The sequence below is a fragment of the Tamlana sedimenti genome (assembly GCF_038148895.1).
Lineage (GTDB): Bacteria > Bacteroidota > Bacteroidia > Flavobacteriales > Flavobacteriaceae > Tamlana.
The window spans coordinates 250,984-273,203 of sequence record NZ_JBBVGQ010000005.1 but is presented as its reverse complement, the minus strand read 5'-3'; the positions used below and the strand labels follow the sequence as shown (position 1 = coordinate 273,203).

Sequence of the window (22,220 nt, the reverse complement as noted above, 5' to 3'; positions counted from 1 at the left end):
TAATCATGAAAACTAAAATTACTTTACTAGCGCTTTTATTTATTGGATTGAACTTTGGTTTTGCCCAACAGGATGAAGAATGTATGACCAAATTGTCCATATTCCATGAGTATGTAAAATCGAAAAATTTTGATGCTGCTTATGAACCATGGATGGCTGTGAGAAACAGATGCCCAAAATTCAATAATGCCATTTATGTTGATGGTGAGAAAATTTTAGAGCATAAAATTGATAATTCTGCTGGAGCTGAAAAAGTAGCTTTTATAAACGATCTTTTGAAGCTTTGGGAACAAAGAGCAGAGCACTTTGCCAGTAAAACACCAAAAGGGGAGTATGCGGCCCAAGCTTGCCAGTTAATGTACGACAATAGAAAAGAATTGGGTAAAACAGATGCCGAATTGTATGAGTGTTTTGATGCCGCCTATAAGCTTGATAAAGCAACCTTTACAAATCCAAAAAGTTTATATACCTATTTTTCCTTAATGGTAGATTTGTATGATGCAGGGAAAAAACCAGCTGAAGATTTGTTTAGCAAGTATGATGATGTTGTAGAGAAGGTAGAAGAAGAAGTTAAAAACTACTCTGAACAATTAAACAAACTTATTGCAAAAGATTCAACAGGTGCAAGCTACACAAGCAAAGAAAAAAGCTATAAAAGGTATTACGAAAGTTATTTAAAAGCCTATGACCAAATTTCTTCAGGTATTGATGAAAAAATTGGAACACGAGCAGATTGTGGAAACTTAATTCCTATATTTAAAAGAGATTTTGAAGCTAATAGAAGCAATGTTGTTTGGTTGCAACGTGCCGCTGGCCAAATGTCACAAAAAGAATGTACTGAAGACCCATTGTTCTTCGATTTGGTAAACGCACTACATGAAGCAAACCCATCTGCAAATTCGGCCTTCTATCTGGGTATTTTGAAGGATAAAGAGGGCAAATCAAATGAGGCGATTGGTTTTTACAAGCAAGCCATTGATTTAGAAACAGATAACTTCCGTAAGGCCTCACTTAACAACAAAATTGGTTTAAAATTAAAGGCTAAAGGTAATTATGGACAAGCAAGAAGCTTTTTCAATGAATCACTTAGACTGAACCCATCAAATGGTCGCCCACATTTATCTATAGCAGCAATGTATGCAGCCAGTGCCAATAATTGTGGTGATACTACCTTTAACAAAAGGGCAGTATATTGGTTGGCAGCCGATGAAGCTGCAAAAGCAGCCCGGGTCGACCCAACCTTATCTAAAGCTTCTGCGCAATCTGTTGCAAGTTATAAAGATAGAGCCCCATCTAAAGCCGATGTGTTCAGCTGTGGATGTTCTGGTCAAGTAATCAAGATTAGTTGTTGGATTGGACGCTCTGTTACCGTCCCAAATATTTAATGAAAAAACACAAAACATATAATATTTTAAACATAGTCACAATAATTATTGTGACTATGTTTTTTTCATGTAACGACAGTTTAAAACAGGTTCAGAAAATCGGTATTTCAGAAAACGAGCCAATCGGCATTGATTATAATATGAACGTTAAGTATACCGATTCCGGAAGAGTAACTGCAAATCTAATAAGCGCTAAGATGTTGGATTATTCTAACCGCGATTTCCCGTTCCATGAATTTACAGACGGTGTTACATTATATATTTTCGATAAAGACAATAAAAAAAGCACTGTGGTTGCAGATTATGCCATTGTATATGGTAATACTGATTTAATTGATATGCGAAACAATGTTGTGATTACCACACACGACAATAGTGTTTTAAAAACCGATCAGCTTTACTACGACCAAAAAAAAGAATGGCTATATACCAACGAGCCGGTTGAGTTTCAAACGGAACAAGATCTTATTAAAGGTAATGGTTTTGATTCCAATTCAAAATTTACAAATGCTGAAGTTCTTGAGGTTACGGGCATTATTACCCTCGAGGAATAGTAGAGAACAAAAACCAAAATAGAACAAATAAACTGTTTCTATTTTAAGTATCTTTGTGCCTAAACACAAACACATGAAATTTTCCAAAATTTTTCAATATGCCTATTTGGCCTTTGCCGTATTATTCCTTTATGATGGCATATCAAAATTTGGCGACGGCACCAACGGAGCCTATATCTCTTTTGCCTTGGCTGGTTTAGCTGTATTTATGTACTTCTTTAGGCAAAGATTCAGAAAGAAATATGAGAATAAAGACAACTCAAAATAAATGACGGTTTCTGTTGTCATTATCATAGTATCACTTATACTTTCGGCTTTTTTTTCGGGCATGGAAATTGCCTATGTGTCCTCCAATAAAATTCACATTGAAATTGAAAAAAAACAGGAAGGTTTGTTGGCAAAAGCTTTAGCAAAACTTACTGCAAAGCCTTCAAAGTTTATTACAACTATGCTAATAGGCAACAATATTGCCTTGGTTGTTTATGGTTTTTTTATGGGCGATGTGCTTATGAGTTGGTTTCAGTCGTTGCTGCCACTATCCAGTGGATTTTTAAATTATCTTTTAACCGATTTAAATTTACTGTCCCAAACTATTATTTCAACCATTGTCATTTTAATTACGGCAGAATTTTTGCCAAAGGTTTTTTTTCAAATCTATGCCAACACACTTATAAAGGCATTGGCAATTCCGGCATATTTGTTTTATGTATTGTTCACGTTCATTTCAGATTTCGTGATTTGGATTTCAGATTTTATCCTGAAAACTTTTTTTAAAACCGAAGGCGACCAAATTCAACTTGCTTTTACTAAAGTAGAGCTTGGCAATTACATCAGCGAACAAATGGAAGCTGTGGAAGAACATGATGATGTTGATAGCGAAATCCAAATTTTTCAAAATGCTTTGGAATTTTCCGAAGTTAAGGCAAGAGAGGTTATGATTCCTCGAACCGAGATTATAGCTGTTGAGGTTAACGATACTGTAAAATCATTGAACGCCCTTTTTACAGAAACAGGAAGAACCAAAATATTGGTTTATAAAGATACCATTGACGATATTTTAGGCTATGTACATTCATTTGAATTGTTCAGAAAAGCCAAAAATATTAAAGCCATGTTAACACCCGTTGAGTTTGTTCCAGAAACAGTGCTTATAAAAGATGTGTTGAGTGTGCTTACCAAGAAGAGACGTAGTATTGCTGTGGTTTTAGATGAATACGGTGGAACTTCTGGCATTATGACCGTTGAAGACATTATTGAGGAATTGTTCGGCGAAATTGAAGATGAGCACGATTCGGCAAATTTAATCGAGGAGAAAATTGATGAAGAAACCTATAATTTTTCGGCCAGATTGGAGGTGGATTACATTAACGAAACTTACAAGGTAGACCTTCCAGAAAGTGAAAATTATGAAACCCTTGGCGGATTGATTGTTAACCATACCGAAGAAATTCCCAAACAAAATGATGTTGTGAAAATTGACAACTTTCAGTTTACGGTATTGGCTGTATCAAATACCAAAATTGACCTCGTGGAGTTTAAGGTTTTAGAGGAAGACTAACTTCTAATTAATCACTATACTTTGTGGTGTTTGTATTAAAAGCTTATGATTTTTTCAACAAAATAGTTTTAACTCCATAATAAATGAATAACCCTTTTATTATTAAATAGAAAATGGTATTTTCGCGCACGATATTTTTGTCGGTTTTTGTATAATCGGCACCAACTTAACAACAAAACCCCAGCTTTTTTGGGTAAATAAAATTTAATTTACAAATGGCAGTTTTAAATAAGATAAGACAACAAAAGGTAATCTTGATTGCAATTATAGCTTTAGCATTAATAGCTTTTGTCGTTTCTGTTCCAGATATTCTGAAAATGACAGATGAGAATGGGGCGAAACAAACATATGTGGGAAGAGTTAACGATATTGACATCACAAGAGAAGACTTTTTGCAGAAAGTAGAGTTGGCACAACGCCAAGCAGGACCAAATGCCACAAGTACCATGGTGATGAACCGAGTTTGGGAGCAGGAGGTAAGACAAGCTGTTATGGAAACGCAGTTTGAAGAACTTGGTATTTCTGTTGAAAAGGACCAAATGCGCGATTTGTTAAAAACGGCTTTGGCCTCAAGTCCAGAGTTTTTAAATGAAGCAGGTTTGTTTGATGAAAACAAGTTGAATGAATACATTGCCAATTTAAAAGAAACCAGTCCTTCAGGTTACGAAGGTTGGATAAATTATGAAAAGCAACTTGCCTCCAATGCCTTAAACCAAAACTACTTTAACATGGTAAAGGCTGGTTTAACAGGAACTTTGGCAGAAGGTGAACTTGACCATAAATTGGAAGGTAACAAAGTAGATATTAAATATGTACAAGTGGCATACAGTACAATTGCCGATAGCCTTGTAGAGGTGTCTAGGTCCAATATTTCGGACTACATTCTTGACAATAAAAAACAATTTGAAGTTGAGGCTTCAAGAGATATCCGTTTTGTTGAGTTTAAGGAAGAAGCATCTCTTGAAGATGAAAATGCCATTAAGGCCGACCTTGAAATTTATGTAAACGGAAGATTGGTTGATGAAAGGGGAAGAAAAGATACCATCGTAGCCTTTTCAGAAGTTAAAAACAATGAAGAGTATATTAACTCAATTGCTGAATCTGATATTAAATTTGATGATCGTTTTATATTCAAATCAGACTTGCCAGACGAAGTTGCCGATAATATTTACAATCTAAATGAAGGTGAGGTTTATGGACCATACAAAGATGATGGCTATTTTAAGGTTTCTAAAGTAGTAGCTGTTAAACAAATACCAGATTCGGCCAAGGTAAGACACATTTTAATACCTTTTATTGGCGCACAAAGTGCAGGGCCAGACGTTACTCAAACTGAAGCTCAGGCTAAAGAAACAGCCGATAGTTTGTTGGCAGTTTTAAAAACTAACCGTTCTAAGTTTCCGGATTTTGTAACTGAATTTTCGTCAGACAAAGGAAGCGTAAATAATGGTGGACGTTACGATTGGCATGGTTACAACACTATGGTGCCAGAATTTAATGATTTTGAGTTTGAAGGAAAAACTGGAGATTTAGGTGTAGTAAAAACTATTTTCGGTTTTCATATCATAGAAATTGAAGGGCAAAAAGATCCAAAGAAGGCAATTCAAGTTGGAACAATCGCCAGAAAGATTGAGCCTTCAGAAGCAACTTCCGATAAAGTATTTAGAGATGCATCAAACTTTGAAATCAATGCTGGAAAAGGTGATTTTGAAGCTGTTGCCAAAGAAAATAATTTTACAGTTAGACCTGTAAATGGAATAAAGGTTTTAGACGAAAACATTCCTGGTGTTGGTGCCCAAAGACCAATTGTTCGTTGGGCGTTTAACGAAGAGTCTGAAGTTGGCAATATAAAACGTTTCAACATTCCAGGTGGCTACCTAATTGCTCAATTAGTAGCGCAACATGAAGAAGGATTAAAATCAGTTGAAGATGCTACAGCGCAGGTTCTACCAATTATAAGAAAAGAGAAGAAAGCAAAATTAATTCGTGACAGAGTTTCTGCAACTACTTTGGATGATTTGGCTGCTGCGGAAAGTACAACAGTAAGAACAGCCAATGGTATAAATATGAAAAACCCAACAATTTCCGGAGCAGGACGAGAGCCTTTAATTGTAGGTGCTGCGTTTGGATTAAGTGAAGGGGAAACATCTGGTTTACTTGATGGTTCAAACGGTGTTTATATGATTCAAGTTACCAAAGTAACTCCAGCTGTAACGTTGGATAATTATCAAGCTGCTGCCAATAGAGTAGAGCAACAAAAAGTTGGTGCTGTTAATTCAAAAGTGTACAATGCACTTAAGGAAGCTGCCGAAATTGAAGATAATAGGGCGAAAAATCAAGTTCAATAAACAATAAAATATAAACGTAAAGAAGCTCCGAAATAATCGGGGCTTTTTTGTTTTTAGGCCTACAATACCATTGATGTGTATGGTATAATGGTTTCAAACCCTTTTCCTTTAAAATAAGATGTCGGGTCACTTTTGGAAGTTGCTAAAATAAAATCTCCGCCCCATGCCCCAAGACTTTTTAAGCCACCATTAAAATCTTCGAAAAGTAATTCTTTAATTGTTTTTTGATTGGTGATTTCAGCAATTAAAGTTTCATGCAATGCAATTAACGTATCAAATTCATCAAGGGTTTTGGCTGAAATTATTTTTGATGTGATTGCATTAATCTGGCTGATTGTATTCGAAGCATTTGCTTTATTGCTGTGATAATGTTTAATGCCTTCTCGGCTATTTTGCTTTTTGTTCAAATGAACAAAATATAGGCAGCCCTTAAATGAAGGGTTAAAATCTACTTTTTTAACTATTCTTTTGTCATCCTGAACTTGATTCAGGATCTCATTATCGGATGATTCAATTTGATAGGTTATTGGCGTATTATATTGTGCACAAGCAATATCATATCCGCTTCCGCCAAAGGTATTTTCCAATAGTTGGTAAGCATCAACATTTGCCCATTGCGCCACATTATTTATCAATGTAGACGATGTGCCAAGTCCCCAATTTCTCTGAAAATCTAGCCGCGTAGTAATTCTACAACCAAAGGAGTTTCTTAGAAAGTTTGGATTTAGCATTTTCGCCGCATCTAAAATTTGAATCAGTCTTTTGGAAACATCGTCATGCTGAACTTGTTTCAACATCCCACTCTTATTAAATTGAAATTCACCTTCAAACCAAACCTTACCATTTTCATCCAAACTTTGCCAAATGATTTTGGGTTGGTCTAAATTTTCAACGGTCAACGATTGTCCATATTTTGTTGGTACTGCCAATGACAGAGCCCCGTCGAGTACCACATATTCGCCAGTCAATAATAATTTACCATGGCTGTAAAATGTTTTCAACTTTTAACTCTTAGTTTGTTAATGGCTTCTGAAACGGCACTGTGCGAAACCGTGTGGTCTCTAAAATATTCGGTAAGTATTTTTTTCTCTTCGTTTGTGGCTTCAAACTGATTCAAGATGTTCATCAAATGCATTTTCATATGGCCTTGTTGAATGCCTGTGGTGGTAAGTGAGCGCAGTGCGGCAAAATTTTGTGCCAACCCTGCAACGGCAACAATCTGCATCAATTCTTTGGCAGATGGTTTGTGTAAAAGCTCCAAGGCTAATTTTACAAGTGGGTGCAATCCCGTTAATCCACCGATGGTGCCAAGGGCCAGAGGTATTTCAATCCAAAAGGTAAAAATACCATCCTCAACTTTAGCATGGGTTAAACTGCTATATTTTCCTTTTCGTGCTGCATAAGCATGAACGCCTGCCTCTATGGCTCTAAAATCATTTCCTGTTGCCAAAACAATGGCGTCAATACCGTTCATTATGCCTTTATTGTGTGTCACTGCTCTAAATGGTTCAACTTCAGCAATGCTAACGGCTTGGACAAATTTTTTCGCAAAAGCTTCACCCGAAATGGTGTTGCCTTCATTTAAATCTTCAACTTTACAACTCACTTCGGCACGTACCAAACAATCTGGCACATAGTTGGACAAAATGCTCATGACCACCTCAATTTCCTTTTCTTCATCAGAAAATAGATGGAAAGACTGTGCTTCATGTTTAAAGGTTTTTGCAAACTGCTCTAAGCATGAATTTATAAAATTGGCACCCATGGCATCCAAGGTTTCAAATGAGGCATGGAGTTGGTAATAGTTGCTAATGTCTGAGGTTTTGTCGCGCAATTCAATATCAATGATACCACCACCGCGTTTTTCCATGTTTTTGGTAATGGCCTTGGTATCTTCAATAAGCTTTGGCTTAACCAAATCAAAAAACGTTTTTAGCTTTTCAAAATCACCTTTAAAAATAAAATGGACCTGCCCAATTTTAGTGGTTGAAATGACTTTGGTTTTAAAACCGCCCCTATCCATCCAAAACTTGGCAGCCTTGCTAGCCGCAGCTACAACAGAACTTTCTTCAATGGCCATAGGTATGGTGTATATTTTTCCATTGATTAAAAAATTGGGGGCTACACCAAGGGGCAAATAATAATTGGTGATGGTGTTTTCAATAAATTCGTCGTGCAATTGTTGCAGTTTTTCGTTGCTATTCCAATATTGTTTCAATACCTCCTTGGCATCATCAGCATTTGAAAAATAGGTCTCAACAATCCAATCTATTTTTTTTGATTTTGAAAGTTTAGAAAAGCCGTCAATTGGTTTACTCATAATTTATTCATTAGCAGTGCAAAGATACTACTCTTGGTATGAATATTGAATACCTTGGTTTAAACCGCGTTATTTAAGTGTTAATATTGACGGTTTTTTACATAATTTTTAGTAAACTTGACATCATTTTGTAAAAAGAATAATTTTTTTAATGAATCACCTAAAATTCTCCTTTTATGTTTGCCTGTTTGTAACTACAATTGTTTCAGCGCAAACCAAAGAAATTACCCTCGAAGACATTTGGAAATACGGAACGTTTAGAACAGAGTATCTGGATGTTTTGCATTCTATGGCAAATGGCCAACAATATTCTGTTTTGAATTTTGACAGAGCTACACGAAGTACGTCCATAGATATTTATGATTACAAAACCTTGAAAAAAGTAAATACCTTGGTAAGCTCTGCCAATCTTGAAGAGATTCCCTATTTTACTGATTATACCTTTAGCCAAGATGAAGATAAAGTGATTTTGGCAACCAATGAGGAGGCCATTTACAGAAGGTCTTCTTTGGGGAACTATTATGTTTATAATGTAAAACATGGAACCTTGACCTTGATTACTGAGGATAAAATACAAGAGCCCACTTTTTCACCCGATGGAAGTAAAGTGGCCTTTGCAAAGGACAATAACCTGTTTGTTAAGGATTTGCAAACCGATAAAATAACGCAAATCACTTTTGATGGTAAAAAGAATGAAATAATTAACGGAATTACCGATTGGGTTTACGAGGAAGAATTCAAATTTGTGCGTGCTTTCGATTGGAATTCCAATAGTGATAAAATTGCCTTTATTAGATTTGACGAAACGGAAGTTCCTGAGTTTTCTATGGATGTTTATGGCGAGGGGCTTTACCAAACCCAGCAGGTTTTTAAATACCCCAAGGCTGGAGAGGCTAATTCAAAGGTGTCGCTTCATGTCTATGATTTAAAAATTGGAAAAACGAATGAGGTGAAGGTTGATAAGGCATACAACGACTTTTATATTGCAAGAATAGAATGGACCAAAAAACCGGATGTTTTGAGTGCCCAATATTTAAACAGGTACCAAAACGAATTGGATTTATGGCTTATCAATGCAAAAACAAACACCTCAAGTTTAGCGTTGGCAGAAACCGATGAAGCTTATGTGGATGTTACGGATAACCTAACTTTTTTAAAGGATAACAGTTTTATTTGGACCAGTGAAAAGGATGGGTTTAACCATATTTACCATTATGCCGAGAATGGCGATTTGATTAACCAAGTCACAAATGGAAAGTGGGAGGTCACGGAATATTATGGTTATGATGAAAAAAATAATACTATTTTTTACCAATCTACAGAAAACGGTTCCATCAATCGTGATGTGTATTCCGTTAAATTAAATGGCAGAAATAAAACAAGATTGACTAAAAGTGAGGGAACAAATAATGCTTCTTTTAGTGCCGATTTTTCATATTTTATCAATACGTTTTCAAGTGCATCTACACCACCAGAATTTACCTTGAATAGTTCTGCATCGGGTAATGTGATTAAAAGCATAAAAGATAATGATGTACTGTCACAAAAGCTTTCCGATTATAAAACTTCCAAAAAGGAATTCAGTACCATTCATGTTAATGGCAATGATTTGAATATGTGGATGATTAAACCGGCAGATTTTAATGAACAAAAGGAATATCCGCTTTTAATGTATCAATATTCAGGGCCTGGCTCTCAAGAAGTTGTCAACCAATGGAACTCTGCCAACGATTATTGGTTTCAACTCCTAGCTCAGCAAGGTTATATTATAGCTTGTGTTGACGGCAGGGGAACAGGCTTTAAAGGGGCTGATTTTAAAAAGGTAACTTACATGAATTTGGTAAAATATGAAACTGAAGACCAAATTGCTGTAGCCCGAAAACTTGGTGAGTTACCTTATATAGATGGCGATAGAATTGGTATTTGGGGTTGGAGTTATGGTGGTCACATGTCTACGAATTGTTTGCTTAAAGGAAACGACGTGTTTAAAATGGCTATAGCGGTAGCACCGGTCACGAGCTGGCGTTTTTATGATACTATTTATACAGAACGTTACATGAGAACCCCACAGGAAAACCCAAGTGGGTATGATGATAATTCACCTTTCAATTATCCTGAGAAACTAAAAGGTGATTATTTGCTAGTTCATGGCTCTGGTGACGATAATGTGCATTTACAACATACAATGAGAATGGCTGAAGCTTTGATTCAAGCAGACAAACAATTTGATTGGGCCATATATCCAGACAAAAATCATGGTATTTATGGCGGGAATACAAGACTTCATTTATATAAAAAAATGACCAATTTTATTAACGAAACACTCGGCGATAAAATAGAAAAAGAGGGAGAAGTAAAGCAAAAGGAGCAAGTAAAGATTAAAGGATAGCAGAATAAAACTAACACAAAATTATATGTCAAATTCAACAATAGTCAAGCAGAAGGAATTATTCGGTCACCCGATTGGGTTATATATTCTTTTTCTAACTGAAATGTGGGAGCGTTTCTCTTATTATGGAATGAGAGCAATACTTGTTCTCTATTTAGTTGCTGAAACAGCTTCTGATAACCCTGGTTTGGGTTGGGCAAATGATAATGCGATTGCTTTATATGGTTGGTATACCATGTTTGTTTATGTTATGTCAATTCCTGGGGGGATAATTGCCGATAAAATTTTGGGCCAACGTAAATCTGTTCTTGTTGGCGGTATTTTATTGGTTGCAGGGCATAGCATTTTGGCCATAGAACAAATGTGGGCCTTTTACACGGGGCTTATTCTTATTGTTTTGGGTGTAGGAATGCTTAAGCCCAATATATCCACTATGGTAGGTGGCTTGTACGCCAAAAATGAACAAAACAAGCGTGATGTAGGGTTCTATATTTTTTATATGGGAATAAATTTAGGTGCAGCTGCAGCAGCTTTAATTGTTGGGTATGTTGGAGAAAATATTGGTTGGCACTATGGTTTTGGATTGGCAGGAATAGGAATGGCTCTTGGTCAGGTCGTTTACATGTTGGGGCAAAAGCATTTGAAACATGTCGGCAATTTGGTAATAGACAGTCGTTCGGAAGCAGAAAAGGGAGAAAGTAAAAATTTGTTAACTGCAATTTTTAAGCATAAAAATTCAACGATTGGATTTTTTATTACAGTAGCTTTAGGACTGATTATTTGGTTTGGAGGTTCATGGTCCTATGGGCTTTTGGTTATTGGTTTGGCATTTGCTGTGGGAGTTGGAATAGTTGTTTACAACGACGGTAATAAAGTTGAAAAAGACAGAATCTTGGTTACATACCTGTCTTTTTTAATCATTATAATCTTTTGGGGGTCCTTTGAACAAGCGGGAGGCTTATTAAATGTTTATGCTGCTCAAAAAACAGATTTATCTCTGGGGTCTTTTGTAGTTCCTGCAAGTTGGTTTCAGTCTGTTAATGCCATATTTATTTTGGTATTTGCAACGTTGGTCGCAAGTTTTTGGGTGTGGTGGAAAAACAGAAAAAGAGAATCATCGTCATTGTTTAAAATGGCAATCGGTGTGATAATTATGGGATGGGGGTTTTTCTTTATGTCTATTGCGAGTCAAGAAGTAGGGTATGATACATCCGGTGAAGTCATAGTTAAATCTAGTATGCAGTGGTTGGTTCTGGCTTACTTGTTTCATACTATTGGCGAATTATGTGCATCACCAGTTGCACTGTCTTTTATAACCAAGCTTGCGCCCGACAGATGGATGGCTTTTATGATGGGAGCGTATTTTGCCGCAACAGGATTAGGAAATAAAGTCGCCGGGCTTTTAGGTGAATCTGCATCTGAATTGGGAGAGTTTACTATTTTTACTGGAATAGCTATTTTCTGTACAGTTTTCGGACTTTTAGTAATAGCAATACTTAAGCCTTTAAAAAGATTAACCCACGGAGCCGAGGAAAGAGAGGGTGCTTCTAATGATGAAACCGAGGGTTTTGAACTTGCAGATAATTAAAATTTACATTTATGGCTAAAAACTCGACCGACCAATTTTTTCAAGATAAGGTTTTAGGGCATCCATCGGGATTGTTCGTATTGTTCTTTACCGAAATGTGGGAGCGTTTTTCCTACTACGGTATGCGCGCCATATTGGTTATATTCTTAACAGGATCACTTATTGGTGATAACCCTGGATGGGACTGGAGTTCTTCCTCGGCTTTATCCCTTTTGGGTACTTATGCCATGTTGGTCTATTTAACCCCCTTAATAGGTGGTTGGTTGGCCGATAATAAAATTGGCTATAGAATGGCCGTAGTTATAGGTGCATTGCTCATGACCTTGGGGCATGCCTCCATGGCCATTGAAACTCCAACATTTCTTTACATTGGTATTTCATTTTTGATTTTGGGCAATGGGTTTTTTAAACCTAATATGACCTCTATCATATCAAAAATGTATGAAGGGCACGATGAAAAAAAGGATGGGGCCTACAATATTTTTTATATGGGTGTAAATGCTGGCGCATTTATCGGTATTATGCTTTGCGGATGGGTTGGTGAAAAAATAGGATGGAGTTACGGTTTTGGTTTGGCAGGTATATTCATGTTCTTGGGCATGCTTCAATTTTATTTTGCACAACCCCTTTTCGGCAATATAGGTGATAAACCCATTAAAGTTGAACTTGAAGAAATTGATGATATTGGAGAAGAAAATGACAGTTCAAAGCTGACGGAAAAGCTCAATCCTTTTTTAACTGTTGATTATATCCTGGTTGCAGTCTTCACCATTTCTGCCCTAATTTTCATCATTAATGATCCTTTGAGTAAAATAGGGGATATCCAAACATTCAATTTCACCATTGCTGGACTGAGTGATTCCTTGTTTTTTGCCCTTTTGGCAGCCATTACTTTCATACTGCTTTTGCTGATTAGAATACCGCGTTATGTGGCTATTGAAAGAGATAAAATGATAGCTTTTTCAATTTTTTGTTTGTTTACTATTTTTTTCTGGGCCGCTTTTGAGCAAGCAGCGGGCTCTTTGCCAATTTATACAAGAGATTTTACCAATAGGATTTTAGAAGGAGGTGCTGCAACCACTTTTAAGGTGGTCGATTTAATTGTAACCATCGTGCCTTTGGGCATCATCACTTATGTGTTATTAAGTTTGTTCAGGCAAACATTCAATAGAATAGGCCTATCAAATGTTATTCTTGGTTTTAGTTTTGTGATTGTTTGGGCTATTGTGCTTTATAAGCTTTATATTGAATATCAATCTACTGAAACTGAAGTTCCCGTAACTTGGTTTGCTATACTCAATTCATTGTTTATTATCATGTTTGCGCCATTATTTACAAAATGGTGGGACAGCAAATATAATCCACCAGCCTCGGTGAAATACTTTTTGGGGCTTTTCCTTTTGGGTATAGGTTTTGCTTTTTTGGCCTTTGGAGCCAAAGATGTGCCCGATGGAGCAAAAACAGCTAGTTTGAGTATGGCATGGTTAGTTTTTGCATACTTGTTCCATACTTTAGGCGAATTGTGCTTATCTCCAATGGGATTATCTTATTTAAGTAAACTGATTCCTGCCCGAATGGTAGCTTTTATGTTTGGGGTTTATTATTTGGCCATTGCCATTGGTAATAAGTTGGCACACTACGTAGGAGGCGATATTGAAAAGATTACCCAAGAACACGGTCTATCCTCATTTTTCTTGATTTTCACGCTTATACCAATTGGTTTGGGACTCGTTTCGTTGTTGTTACATCCATTGCTGAAAAAACTCATGCATGGTGTTCGTTAATCGAAAAATAAGTTAAAAATTTATCGAAATGCCCCTCAATTGGGGCATTTTTTGTAAGTTCGGAACAGCTTTTGCAACTCAGTGAGGTATGAAGAAGATATTTTTTTTAATTATTGCCGTTGGTTTTGTTAGTGTAAATACGCTAGCTCAAGAAATTAATTGGGTGAATTTTGAAGAGGCAATCAAGCTTCAAAAGAAAGCGCCCAAAAAAATTATGATTGATATGTATACCACATGGTGCGGCCCATGTAAAATGTTGGATAGGAACACATTCCATAATAAGGATGTTGCTGAATATGTTAACAAGAATTATTACGCTGTAAAGTTTAATGCAGAGGGCAATGAGGTTGTCAATTATAAGGACATTTCGTTTACCAATCCAAATTACGACTCTGCCAATGCCAATAGGCGAAATTCTACCCATGATTTGGCAAGATACTTTCAAATTAGTGCATACCCAACAATTGTTTTTTTAGATGAAAAAGGCGAATTCATAACACCAATACGCGGTTACAAAACACCTTCGCAATTGGAGTTGTTTTTAAAGATGTTTAAAAATGATGACCACAAAACTCTGAATACCCAAGAAAAATTTTATGAATATTATGAGGCGTTTAAACCTCAGTTTAAAGATGTGAACCAGTGAAAAACTTAACCTTAACTTTATTTTTGTTTGTGTTGTTTTCAGTAAGTAGCTGGGGACAGAAGGCTCTAATTTGGCATACAGATATGAATGAAGCTTTTGAAATTGCATCAAAGGAGAATAAACCTTTAATGCTATTTTTTACGGGTTCAGACTGGTGTGGCTGGTGCATAAGATTACAGAATGAGGTTTTTAAAACTTCAGATTTTGAAACTTGGGCGAAAGAAAATGTGGTTCTGGTGGAACTGGACTTTCCCAGAAAAACAGCATTGGATAGAAACACTCAAATCCAGAATTACCAAATGCAAAAGATGTTTCAGGTAAGAGGTTACCCTTCCATTCTTTTTGCAAAACCTGAAATGATGACCGATGGCAAAAAGAATTTAAAAAATCTTGGGCGCACCGGATATGTTCGTGGTGGCCCCGATAAATGGTTGGCTGTGGCAGATAACATTGTAGGACAGTCTTATTAAAAAATCAGTAACTAACTATAAACGCTCCCTTTTTTCCTGTTTGGTGAAAAGGGATTTTTCGTTTATCACATATTTTTTCCCATCGTTCAATGTAAGAGGTGTAATTGCTACCATCGGCAATAATTTGTTTTGGACTAATGGAATCAATTAAACGGTTCAGGTTAATTTTCGGAGATTGCCGCAATAAAACATAGTCGGGCTGAAATGAATTTACATTATAAACACCAAGGCTGTCCACAACTAAAAAGGTTTTGACATTCAATTGATAAAGTGAATGGATTGAATCTTCTTCAATACTCATGATATGGCTGCCAACCGTATAATCTTTAACCGTATTGTTTTTCAGTTTTGAAATACTGTCCAAATTACTGGCAATTAGAATTTTGTTATTAGTGGTATTTCCCAGAAGGCTAAATCTGTTTTTATGAAATACGATAAATTCCTTTGAAGGTTTGGCGTAACTAGTATAAATGAAGGCCCCTTGAACCAAAAGAACACTGATTAAAAAGAATTTTAAGTTGGAATAATTTCTCTTGAAAATCAATCTAAAAAACGTGATAAACAGCGCATAAAAAACTAACACATACAAAAAGCTAAAGGGAATGTCTTTGAATAAAAAGAATTCCTGTTTTCCTACCCAGACCACAAATGCATTCATTAATTCGATAATCCATCCAAAAAGGTCCGCAAATAATTGTGGTAAAATATTTAACACGGCCAATAAAATAATCAGTATTCCCATGCCGAGAATAATTCCCAAAAACGGAATGATAATTAAATTTGAAATAAAAAACAGACCCGGAAATTGATGGAAATAGTAAAGACTCACTGGTAAAATGCCGAATTGTGCCGATACTGTAACGGTAAGGGTGTGCCATAGTTTATCAGTTACCCAATATTTTGGTTTCCAAAGGTTATACAAAAAGGGGTCTATAGATACAATGGCAAAAACGGCCAGATAACTCAGTTGAAAACCAACGTCAAATATAAATAGTGGCTTAAAAAGCAGAATAATAAACATGGATATGGCCAAGGTGTTGTAAATATTTGTTGGCCGTTTTAAGTTTAGCCCAATTGCAACAATGCTGAACATGGTTACGGCTCTGGTAACGGATGCTGAAAGACCGGCTATTAAAGCGAAACTCCACAAAAAGATAACAAGTAAAATGGTTTTGATTAATTTTCCATGTTTGTAACGTTCTATGTGCTTTAGAACAAAAGTTAAAATGATAAGGATAATTCCAACATGTAAACCTGAAACAGCCAAAATATGAATCACACCAGCGTTGGCGTAACTGGTGTACACTTCTTCGCTAATATCTTGGCGCTGGCCCAGTAAAAGAGCATTGATTATCGCGAGTTCATCAGATTTAAAATGATAAGGTTTGAGTTTTTTATTAACGTGGGTTCGAATGTTATCTGCCAACCCAAAAAGGGTTGTGGAGTTTGGTTTTACCTTTAAAAGCGACGCTCTGTTCCCATAAAGTTGATGGTAGATATATTTTTTTTCAAGGTAGTTTTTATAGTTGAATTGATACGGATTTAATGGTTGGTGCACCTCTTGAAAATTTGTTTTATAAACAAAAACTACATCAACTTTTAAAGGTGGGTTTAGCGAGTCTTTTTCAATGTTTAAAAGCGATTTTCCAGAGGACTTTTCTCCATCAACTTTTAAAATATCCACCACATACTTCTCGTAATAATTGCTTTGTTTTAAAACTTCCCGTATCCTAAAAGTAATGACCTTTGCATCGTTTTTTGCTTTAGGAATTTGATTTGTATAATGATTTGAAAAGTTTTTTTGGTTGTGCAGATTTGTTGTCAGAATTCCGATAGAAACCATAGTTAAAAATGCAACTATTCCAAACCAAATGTTTTTTTTAAACTGTTTTCGAGCAATGGTATATGCACCAAGTAAAATCACTAAAAGTAGACCAATGAAGAGCAATGAAGAATGGAGAGGGATATCAAAGTAATAACCCAAAACAATGCCCAAAATCAAGCACGCAGTAAGTTTTATTATGGTGAAATTGAGTAATCGCATCTTTTGGAAAGATATAAAAATATCCTATAAGATACGCCTTGCCTCATGAAAGGCATTTAGCCAATATGGGTCGTTAAGATTTGATATAATAACCCCTTTGCTGCTCGTAGCATGAATAAATTCAATATCGTTATTTTTTATGTCTATAATGAGCCCAACATGGTTAATTGAATTTCTTCGGTTTCCAGTTTTAAAAAAGAGCAAATCACCATTTAGCACATTTTTTAAGGCTATTTTTTTGCCTTTTTTGGCCATATCGCGAGAAATTCTGGGTAACATAATGTCGTAATACCTGAAGGATTCGTAAACCAAGCCAGAACAGTCCATTCCAGATTTTGTGGTGCCACCCCATTTGTAACGCACGCCTTCAAATTGTTTGGCGTAATCTATAATGTGTTCGGCCTTGGAGATTTCGGTGGCTACTTCGGTGTTTTCAACAGTTTCTGAATTTTCACTGTTGAAAACTGTAGGTGCATCATTATCTTTTCGGGTAATTATTTCGTTAGAAACGGTTCTGTCAGTTTTAGCCCGTTTTGAAGACTTACAGCCAGTAAAACCAATAAATAAAACAAGTATGAAAACAATTTTATTCACTAAAGTTTAAGATTTTATGGATTCATAAATCAATTTGGCCGTTTTTTCGCTGGCACCTCTTCCACCCAAAGCTTTTTCCAACTCGTAGTAATCCAGAAACATTTTTTTTCGTTTTTCGGGATTTAAAATATTGTCAAGCTCTATTTGTAACCTTTTTTTGTTGAAATCATCTTGAATAAGCTCCGTAACAACTTCTCTATCCATCACCAGATTAACTAACGAAATAAACTTCAATGTTATTATACGTTTTGCAATTTGGTACGAAATGGCACTGCCTTTATAACAAACCACTTGGGGCACTTTAAATAGGGCGGTTTCTAAAGTAGCTGTTCCAGAGGTAACCAATGCAGCCATGGAAATACTCAACAAATCATACGTTTTATTGGAAATAAATTTTACGTTTTTGGACTTTATAAAAGGTTCGTAAAAACTATAGTCTTGGCTAGGTGCTCCAGCAATGACAAATTGATAGTCTGGGTATTTGTCAACCATCTCGAGCATGACGGAAAGCATTTTGGTAATTTCCTGTTTTCTGCTGCCGGGCAACAGGGCTATCAAAGGTTTTTCTCCCAATTGGTGTTCTTCTCGAAATTTAAATTCGCCAACTTGATTTCGGTTGGCAATGGCATCGATTAATGGATGACCAACAAACGTGACCTCGTACCCATGTTTTTTGTAGAAAGGTGCAACAAAAGGCAAAATAACGTACATGGCATCAATATCGCGCTTAATGGCTTTTACTCGGCTGGCCCTTGATGCCCAAACTTGTGGCGAAATGTAATAATTGGTTCTAAATCCAGCAGGTTTGGCCCATTTGGCTATGCGTAAATTAAACCCTGAATTATCAATGAAAATAATGACATCTGGATTGAATTTTTCAATATCGCTTTTGCAAAAGGAAATATCTTTAAAGATTTTGTTGAGGTTCATAATAACTTCAACAAACCCCATAAAAGCACGTTCTTTGTAGTGTTTTACCAATGTGCCTCCAACAGTTTGCATTAAATCGCCACCCCAAAATCTGAAATTGGCATTTACATCAACATTTAGCAATGCCTTCATGAGATTGGAGCCGTGTAAATCTCCTGATGCTTCTCCTGCTATGATGTAATATTTCATCTATGTGTCAAATTGAGTGACTTTGATATTAAAACAACTTAAAAATAAAGGTAAAAACAGCAATAAAAACGGTAACTAATAAAACGCCTCTGGCACGATAGTCTTGCTTCTTTTTAATAAAAATGAAGAAGGCCAACAGGTTCAAAATAGCACCAAGGCTTGTCAGTTTTCCTAGAAATCCCTCAGCTGCTGCTGCTTGAATTACTTTGGTAAAATCATCGCCTTTGCCCAAAAAAGTGGCAGCAAAATATAAGCCAATGGCATTGGCGATTAAACCAACAAACATGCCTATAAAAATATCTTTCTTCATTTATTATTTTATTTTAAATCCCAGCTTTTCAGCTCTTTTATAAATTGATGTGCCGTTAGGTCGAATTGGGAAGGAACCACAGAAACATAGCCATTTTCCAGGGCCCATTCATCGGTATCATCACCACTATCTAAATTAACAAATTTACCTGTAAGCCAGTAATAATCTTTTCCTTGAGGGGTTTTTCGCTTGTCAAATTCTTCAACCCAATTCGCTCTTGCTTGTCTGCAAACTCTGATGCCTTTTATGTGTTCGGTTGATAAATTGGGGATGTTTACATTAAGCACAACACCCTTGGGCAAGCCATGTTTTAAAACTTGTTCCGTAATTGTTTTTACATAAGGTTTTGATGCTTCAAAATTGGCATTCCATCCGTAGTCAAGCAATGAAAACCCTATTGCGGGAATACCCTCAATACCTGCTTCAATTGCAGCACTCATGGTTCCAGAGTAAATGACATTTATGGATGAATTGGATCCATGGTTAATACCCGAAACACACAAATCAGGCGTTCTGTCCAAAAATTCCCTGATGGCAATTTTTACACAATCAGCAGCGGTACCCGAACAACTGTATTCTTTTTGTGGTCCATTATCAAAATGTATTTCTTCGGCATAAAGCGTAGAGTTTAAGGTAATAGCATGGCCCATCGCACTTTGTGCGCTGTCGGGAGCAACCACCACTACATCACCTATGGTATTCATAATGGAAATGAGTGTCCTTATGCCCGGGGCACTAATGCCATCATCATTGGTAACAAGAATAAGAGGCTTTTTTGTCATTTTTAGATTTAAAAATCATCGCTAAAATACATAATTTCGTCAGTAAACAGCCATTTTCCTTCCTTTAACAAAAAATTAGCGGCAATTCACCTTAATGGCATAGTTTTTTCTTTTATTTTAGTGACTTATTATGTTGGGCTTTATAGAAGCTATAAAATTTGATTAGATGAAAAATATTATGAAAAGGAATTATAAAGTATTGTCTTTGTTGTTGTTACTGGCTTTTGCGTCGTGCAGTTTTACAACCAAAAAGTTTAACAATCCGGATAAAGACAAAGTGCTTGTTCAAATTATTACTTATGTATTGGAGCAATTGCATTATGATCCTTTGGATATTGATGACAATTTTTCTGCCAAATTTTTTGATGATTATATTGAAATTCTCGACCCAGTAAAAAGATACTTTTATGAGTCTGATTATGCGGATTTTGAAAAATTCAAATTGACCATTGATGATCAGGTAAAAGCTGCAGATATAACATTTTTTAATGTAGCGAACGATCGCATGTTGCAGCGTATTGCGGAAGTTAAGGAAATTTACAAAGAAGTGCTTTCTCAACCTTTTGATTATACGGTGAATGAAGAATTCGATACAGATTTTGAGGACAAGCCATTTGTAAAAAACCGAAAACAAATGAAGGAACGTTGGAGAAAGCAGTTGAAATTCTCGACCATTTCCAATTATGATGATTTGATGAAGGAGGAAATACAAAAGAAAGAGAACAATTCAGATTACGTCATGAAGACCGAAACTGAAATTGAACAAGAAGCTCGAGAGTCTACTTTAAAGACATTAGATATCTACTTTGATGATATTTTAGATGATTTAACCCGAGAAGACTGGTTTGCCATTTATGTAAATACCATTGTTGAAGAGTTTGACCCGCATACTTATTACTTAGCGCCCAATAATAGGGAAGATTTCGATCAGCGTATGTCTGGGAAACTTGAGGGTATCGGTGCCAGATTACAAAAACGAATGGATTATATTAAGGTAGTTGAACTTATTTCTGGTGGGCCGGCTTGGAGAAGTAGAGAGCTTGATGTTGAAGATATTATTTTGAAGGTAAAACAGGAGGATGAAGATTTGCCTGTAAGTATAGTGGGTATGCGCATAAGTGATGCCGTAAAGTATATTAAGGGGCCAAAAGATACTAAAGTAACGTTAACGGTTAAAAAAGTTGATGGCACCATAAAGGATATTACCATTGTTCGGGATGTGGTTGAGCTGGTTGAAACCTACGCCAAAGCATCTGTTGTGGAAAAGGATGGTCAGAAATTTGGTGTAATTAATTTGCCCTCATTTTATGCGGATTTTAAAGATTATGATAACTTAAATGCATCCATTGATGTTAGGAAAGAAATTGAGCGTTTAAAATCAGACGGTATGCAGGGATTGGTGCTCGATTTAAGGAATAACGGAGGTGGTTCATTACCGGCAGTTGTAGATTTGGCTGGTCTTTTTATTAAAGATGGCCCTATAGTACAAGTGCGGTCTACCGATAAGTTACCCGAGGTATATAAAGACAAAGATAAATCCATTAGCTGGGATGGTCCTTTGGTTATCTTGGTCAATGAAATTTCTGCTTCCGCTTCCGAAATTATGGCTGCTGCGATGCAAGACTATAAGCGCGCCATTATTATTGGTAGCAAGCAAACCTACGGAAAAGGAACGGTGCAAAATGTTGTTGATTTGAATAGGATGCTAAGAAGCAATTCTATAGGTGATGTCGGATCGTTGGCGGTAACTACTCAAAAATATTATAGAATTAATGGTGGTTCTGTTCAGTTAGAGGGCGTTAAAAGCGATGTAACTGTACCTGGTCGATTTAGTTTTATTAATGTTGGTGAAAAGGATAAGGACAATCCGTTACCTTGGGATGAAATTGCTCCTGCCACCTATACACCATGGGAAAATTATTTCGATTATAATGCAACGGTTGAAAACAGCAAACACCGTATGGAAAATAACGAGCAGTTAAAACTTATTGAAGAAAATGCTAAATGGGTGAAAAGCAAAATTGACGAAACGGTTTATTCATTAAACTATAAAACGTACAAAGCCCAAATGGAAGCCAACGAACAAGAGGCTAAAAAGTTTGATGCCATTTCGAACTATCAAACTAATTTAACTTTTGATTCGACAAGCTATGAAAAACATCTTTTTGAACAGGATACAACCGACTTAAAAGAAAAGCGCGATCGTTGGCATGAAAGCTTGAGCAAAGATATTTATATAGAAGAAGCTTTAAATGTGTTGGAAGACCTAAAAATGGCTTATCCTATAAAGAAATTGGCTGCAACAAAAGATGCTGTAAAAAACTAAGAG

At 36.1% G+C, this 22,220-nt stretch carries 18 protein-coding genes; 11 read left to right on the top strand and 7 right to left on the bottom strand.

Going from position 1 to position 22,220, the window contains the following annotated elements; genetic code table 11:
• The first annotated feature begins 5 nt into the window (after nucleotides 1-5).
• From WJN01_RS13635 to WJN01_RS13615, 5 genes are all read left to right on the top strand, one after another.
• Nucleotides 6-1,385, top strand: coding sequence for a tetratricopeptide repeat protein (locus tag WJN01_RS13635; protein ID WP_445197710.1), 1,380 nt, complete (start codon nucleotides 6-8; stop codon nucleotides 1,383-1,385).
• On the top strand, nucleotides 1,385-1,939 hold the full coding sequence (gene lptC, locus WJN01_RS13630; RefSeq protein WP_370477047.1) for an LPS export ABC transporter periplasmic protein LptC: 555 nt from the start codon (nucleotides 1,385-1,387) through the stop codon (nucleotides 1,937-1,939). Before WJN01_RS13635 ends, lptC begins: the two co-directional genes overlap by 1 nt.
• 73 nt (nucleotides 1,940-2,012) lie before the next feature.
• Nucleotides 2,013-2,207 carry a hypothetical protein gene (locus tag WJN01_RS13625; RefSeq protein ID WP_445197709.1) on the top strand — a complete coding sequence of 65 codons (195 nt, stop codon included), beginning with the start codon at nucleotides 2,013-2,015 and terminating at the stop codon, nucleotides 2,205-2,207.
• The gene (locus WJN01_RS13620; RefSeq protein ID WP_445197708.1) at nucleotides 2,208-3,497 is read left to right on the top strand and encodes a hemolysin family protein; all 1,290 of its coding nucleotides are present in this window, start codon (nucleotides 2,208-2,210) and stop codon (nucleotides 3,495-3,497) included.
• A 215-nt stretch (nucleotides 3,498-3,712) separates the two neighbouring features.
• Nucleotides 3,713-5,845, top strand: a complete 2,133-nt coding sequence (locus tag WJN01_RS13615) for a peptidylprolyl isomerase (protein WP_445197707.1) — start codon at nucleotides 3,713-3,715, stop codon at nucleotides 5,843-5,845.
• A 59-nt stretch (nucleotides 5,846-5,904) separates the two neighbouring features.
• Here WJN01_RS13615 and WJN01_RS13610 read toward each other — a convergent pair whose 3' ends face one another.
• Together WJN01_RS13610 and WJN01_RS13605 are read right to left on the bottom strand one after the other, a co-directional pair.
• Nucleotides 5,905-6,846, bottom strand: coding sequence for a GYDIA family GHMP kinase (locus WJN01_RS13610; RefSeq protein ID WP_445197706.1), 942 nt, complete (start codon nucleotides 6,844-6,846; stop codon nucleotides 5,905-5,907).
• Nucleotides 6,843-8,165 carry a hydroxymethylglutaryl-CoA reductase, degradative gene (locus WJN01_RS13605; RefSeq protein ID WP_445197705.1) on the bottom strand — a complete coding sequence of 441 codons (1,323 nt, stop codon included), beginning with the start codon at nucleotides 8,163-8,165 and terminating at the stop codon, nucleotides 6,843-6,845. The genes WJN01_RS13610 and WJN01_RS13605 overlap by 4 nt, the downstream gene beginning before the upstream one ends.
• Before the next feature lie 151 nt (nucleotides 8,166-8,316).
• Here WJN01_RS13605 and WJN01_RS13600 point away from each other — a divergent pair, with 151 nt between their 5' ends.
• The 5 genes from WJN01_RS13600 to WJN01_RS13580 all read left to right on the top strand — a co-directional run bounded on the left by WJN01_RS13600 (nucleotide 8,317) and on the right by WJN01_RS13580 (nucleotide 15,042).
• Nucleotides 8,317-10,554 carry a S9 family peptidase gene (locus WJN01_RS13600; RefSeq protein ID WP_445197704.1) on the top strand — a complete coding sequence of 746 codons (2,238 nt, stop codon included), beginning with the start codon at nucleotides 8,317-8,319 and terminating at the stop codon, nucleotides 10,552-10,554.
• Nucleotides 10,555-10,579: 25 nt separating this feature from the next.
• Nucleotides 10,580-12,142, top strand: coding sequence for a peptide MFS transporter (locus WJN01_RS13595; protein ID WP_445197703.1), 1,563 nt, complete (start codon nucleotides 10,580-10,582; stop codon nucleotides 12,140-12,142).
• Between the two features lie 11 nt (nucleotides 12,143-12,153).
• Complete coding sequence (locus WJN01_RS13590; protein WP_445197702.1) at nucleotides 12,154-13,926, top strand: peptide MFS transporter; 1,773 nt, start codon at nucleotides 12,154-12,156, stop codon at nucleotides 13,924-13,926.
• 88 nt (nucleotides 13,927-14,014) lie between these two features.
• A complete protein-coding gene (locus tag WJN01_RS13585) occupies nucleotides 14,015-14,572 on the top strand; it encodes a thioredoxin family protein (protein ID WP_445197701.1) in 558 nt (185 codons plus the stop codon).
• A complete protein-coding gene (locus tag WJN01_RS13580; protein ID WP_445197700.1) occupies nucleotides 14,569-15,042 on the top strand; it encodes a thioredoxin family protein in 474 nt (157 codons plus the stop codon). The genes WJN01_RS13585 and WJN01_RS13580 overlap by 4 nt, the downstream gene beginning before the upstream one ends.
• 4 nt (nucleotides 15,043-15,046) lie before the next feature.
• On the opposite strand, the gene WJN01_RS13575 is transcribed toward WJN01_RS13580, so the two are convergent.
• The 5 genes from WJN01_RS13575 to surE are packed head-to-tail and all read right to left on the bottom strand — an operon-like array spanning nucleotide 15,047 to nucleotide 19,891.
• Complete coding sequence (locus tag WJN01_RS13575; protein ID WP_445197699.1) at nucleotides 15,047-17,086, bottom strand: ComEC/Rec2 family competence protein; 2,040 nt, start codon at nucleotides 17,084-17,086, stop codon at nucleotides 15,047-15,049.
• Nucleotides 17,087-17,110: 24 nt separating this feature from the next.
• Nucleotides 17,111-17,680 (bottom strand): C40 family peptidase, encoded by a 570-nt coding sequence (locus tag WJN01_RS13570; protein WP_445197698.1) that lies wholly within the window; start codon nucleotides 17,678-17,680, stop codon nucleotides 17,111-17,113.
• A gap of 6 nt (nucleotides 17,681-17,686) precedes the next feature.
• Nucleotides 17,687-18,799: a lipid-A-disaccharide synthase gene (lpxB, locus tag WJN01_RS13565; RefSeq protein WP_445197697.1), complete on the bottom strand. Its 1,113-nt coding sequence runs from the start codon at nucleotides 18,797-18,799 to the stop codon at nucleotides 17,687-17,689.
• Between the two features lie 28 nt (nucleotides 18,800-18,827).
• Nucleotides 18,828-19,109 (bottom strand): hypothetical protein, encoded by a 282-nt coding sequence (locus WJN01_RS13560; RefSeq protein WP_445197696.1) that lies wholly within the window; start codon nucleotides 19,107-19,109, stop codon nucleotides 18,828-18,830.
• Between the two features lie 8 nt (nucleotides 19,110-19,117).
• Nucleotides 19,118-19,891, bottom strand: a complete 774-nt coding sequence (gene surE / locus WJN01_RS13555) for a 5'/3'-nucleotidase SurE (RefSeq protein WP_445197695.1) — start codon at nucleotides 19,889-19,891, stop codon at nucleotides 19,118-19,120.
• 178 nt (nucleotides 19,892-20,069) lie between these two features.
• Between surE and WJN01_RS13550 the strand changes: the two genes are divergently transcribed.
• Nucleotides 20,070-22,217 carry a carboxy terminal-processing peptidase gene (locus WJN01_RS13550; protein WP_445197725.1) on the top strand — a complete coding sequence of 716 codons (2,148 nt, stop codon included), beginning with the start codon at nucleotides 20,070-20,072 and terminating at the stop codon, nucleotides 22,215-22,217.
• Nucleotides 22,218-22,220 lie beyond the last annotated feature (3 nt).

Coding starts and splice junctions, on each gene's coding strand:
- WJN01_RS13635 (WP_445197710.1), top strand. CDS start 6: ATGAAAACTAAAATTACTTTACTAGCGCTTTTATTTATTGGATTGAAC.
- lptC (WP_370477047.1), top strand. CDS start 1,385: ATGAAAAAACACAAAACATATAATATTTTAAACATAGTCACAATAATT.
- WJN01_RS13625 (WP_445197709.1), top strand. CDS start 2,013: ATGAAATTTTCCAAAATTTTTCAATATGCCTATTTGGCCTTTGCCGTA.
- WJN01_RS13620 (WP_445197708.1), top strand. CDS start 2,208: ATGACGGTTTCTGTTGTCATTATCATAGTATCACTTATACTTTCGGCT.
- WJN01_RS13615 (WP_445197707.1), top strand. CDS start 3,713: ATGGCAGTTTTAAATAAGATAAGACAACAAAAGGTAATCTTGATTGCA.
- WJN01_RS13605 (WP_445197705.1), bottom strand. CDS start 8,165: ATGAGTAAACCAATTGACGGCTTTTCTAAACTTTCAAAATCAAAAAAA.
- WJN01_RS13600 (WP_445197704.1), top strand. CDS start 8,317: ATGAATCACCTAAAATTCTCCTTTTATGTTTGCCTGTTTGTAACTACA.
- WJN01_RS13595 (WP_445197703.1), top strand. CDS start 10,580: ATGTCAAATTCAACAATAGTCAAGCAGAAGGAATTATTCGGTCACCCG.
- WJN01_RS13590 (WP_445197702.1), top strand. CDS start 12,154: ATGGCTAAAAACTCGACCGACCAATTTTTTCAAGATAAGGTTTTAGGG.
- WJN01_RS13585 (WP_445197701.1), top strand. CDS start 14,015: ATGAAGAAGATATTTTTTTTAATTATTGCCGTTGGTTTTGTTAGTGTA.
- WJN01_RS13575 (WP_445197699.1), bottom strand. CDS start 17,086: ATGCGATTACTCAATTTCACCATAATAAAACTTACTGCGTGCTTGATT.
- lpxB (WP_445197697.1), bottom strand. CDS start 18,799: ATGAAATATTACATCATAGCAGGAGAAGCATCAGGAGATTTACACGGC.
- WJN01_RS13560 (WP_445197696.1), bottom strand. CDS start 19,109: ATGAAGAAAGATATTTTTATAGGCATGTTTGTTGGTTTAATCGCCAAT.
- surE (WP_445197695.1), bottom strand. CDS start 19,891: ATGACAAAAAAGCCTCTTATTCTTGTTACCAATGATGATGGCATTAGT.
- WJN01_RS13550 (WP_445197725.1), top strand. CDS start 20,070: ATGAAAAGGAATTATAAAGTATTGTCTTTGTTGTTGTTACTGGCTTTT.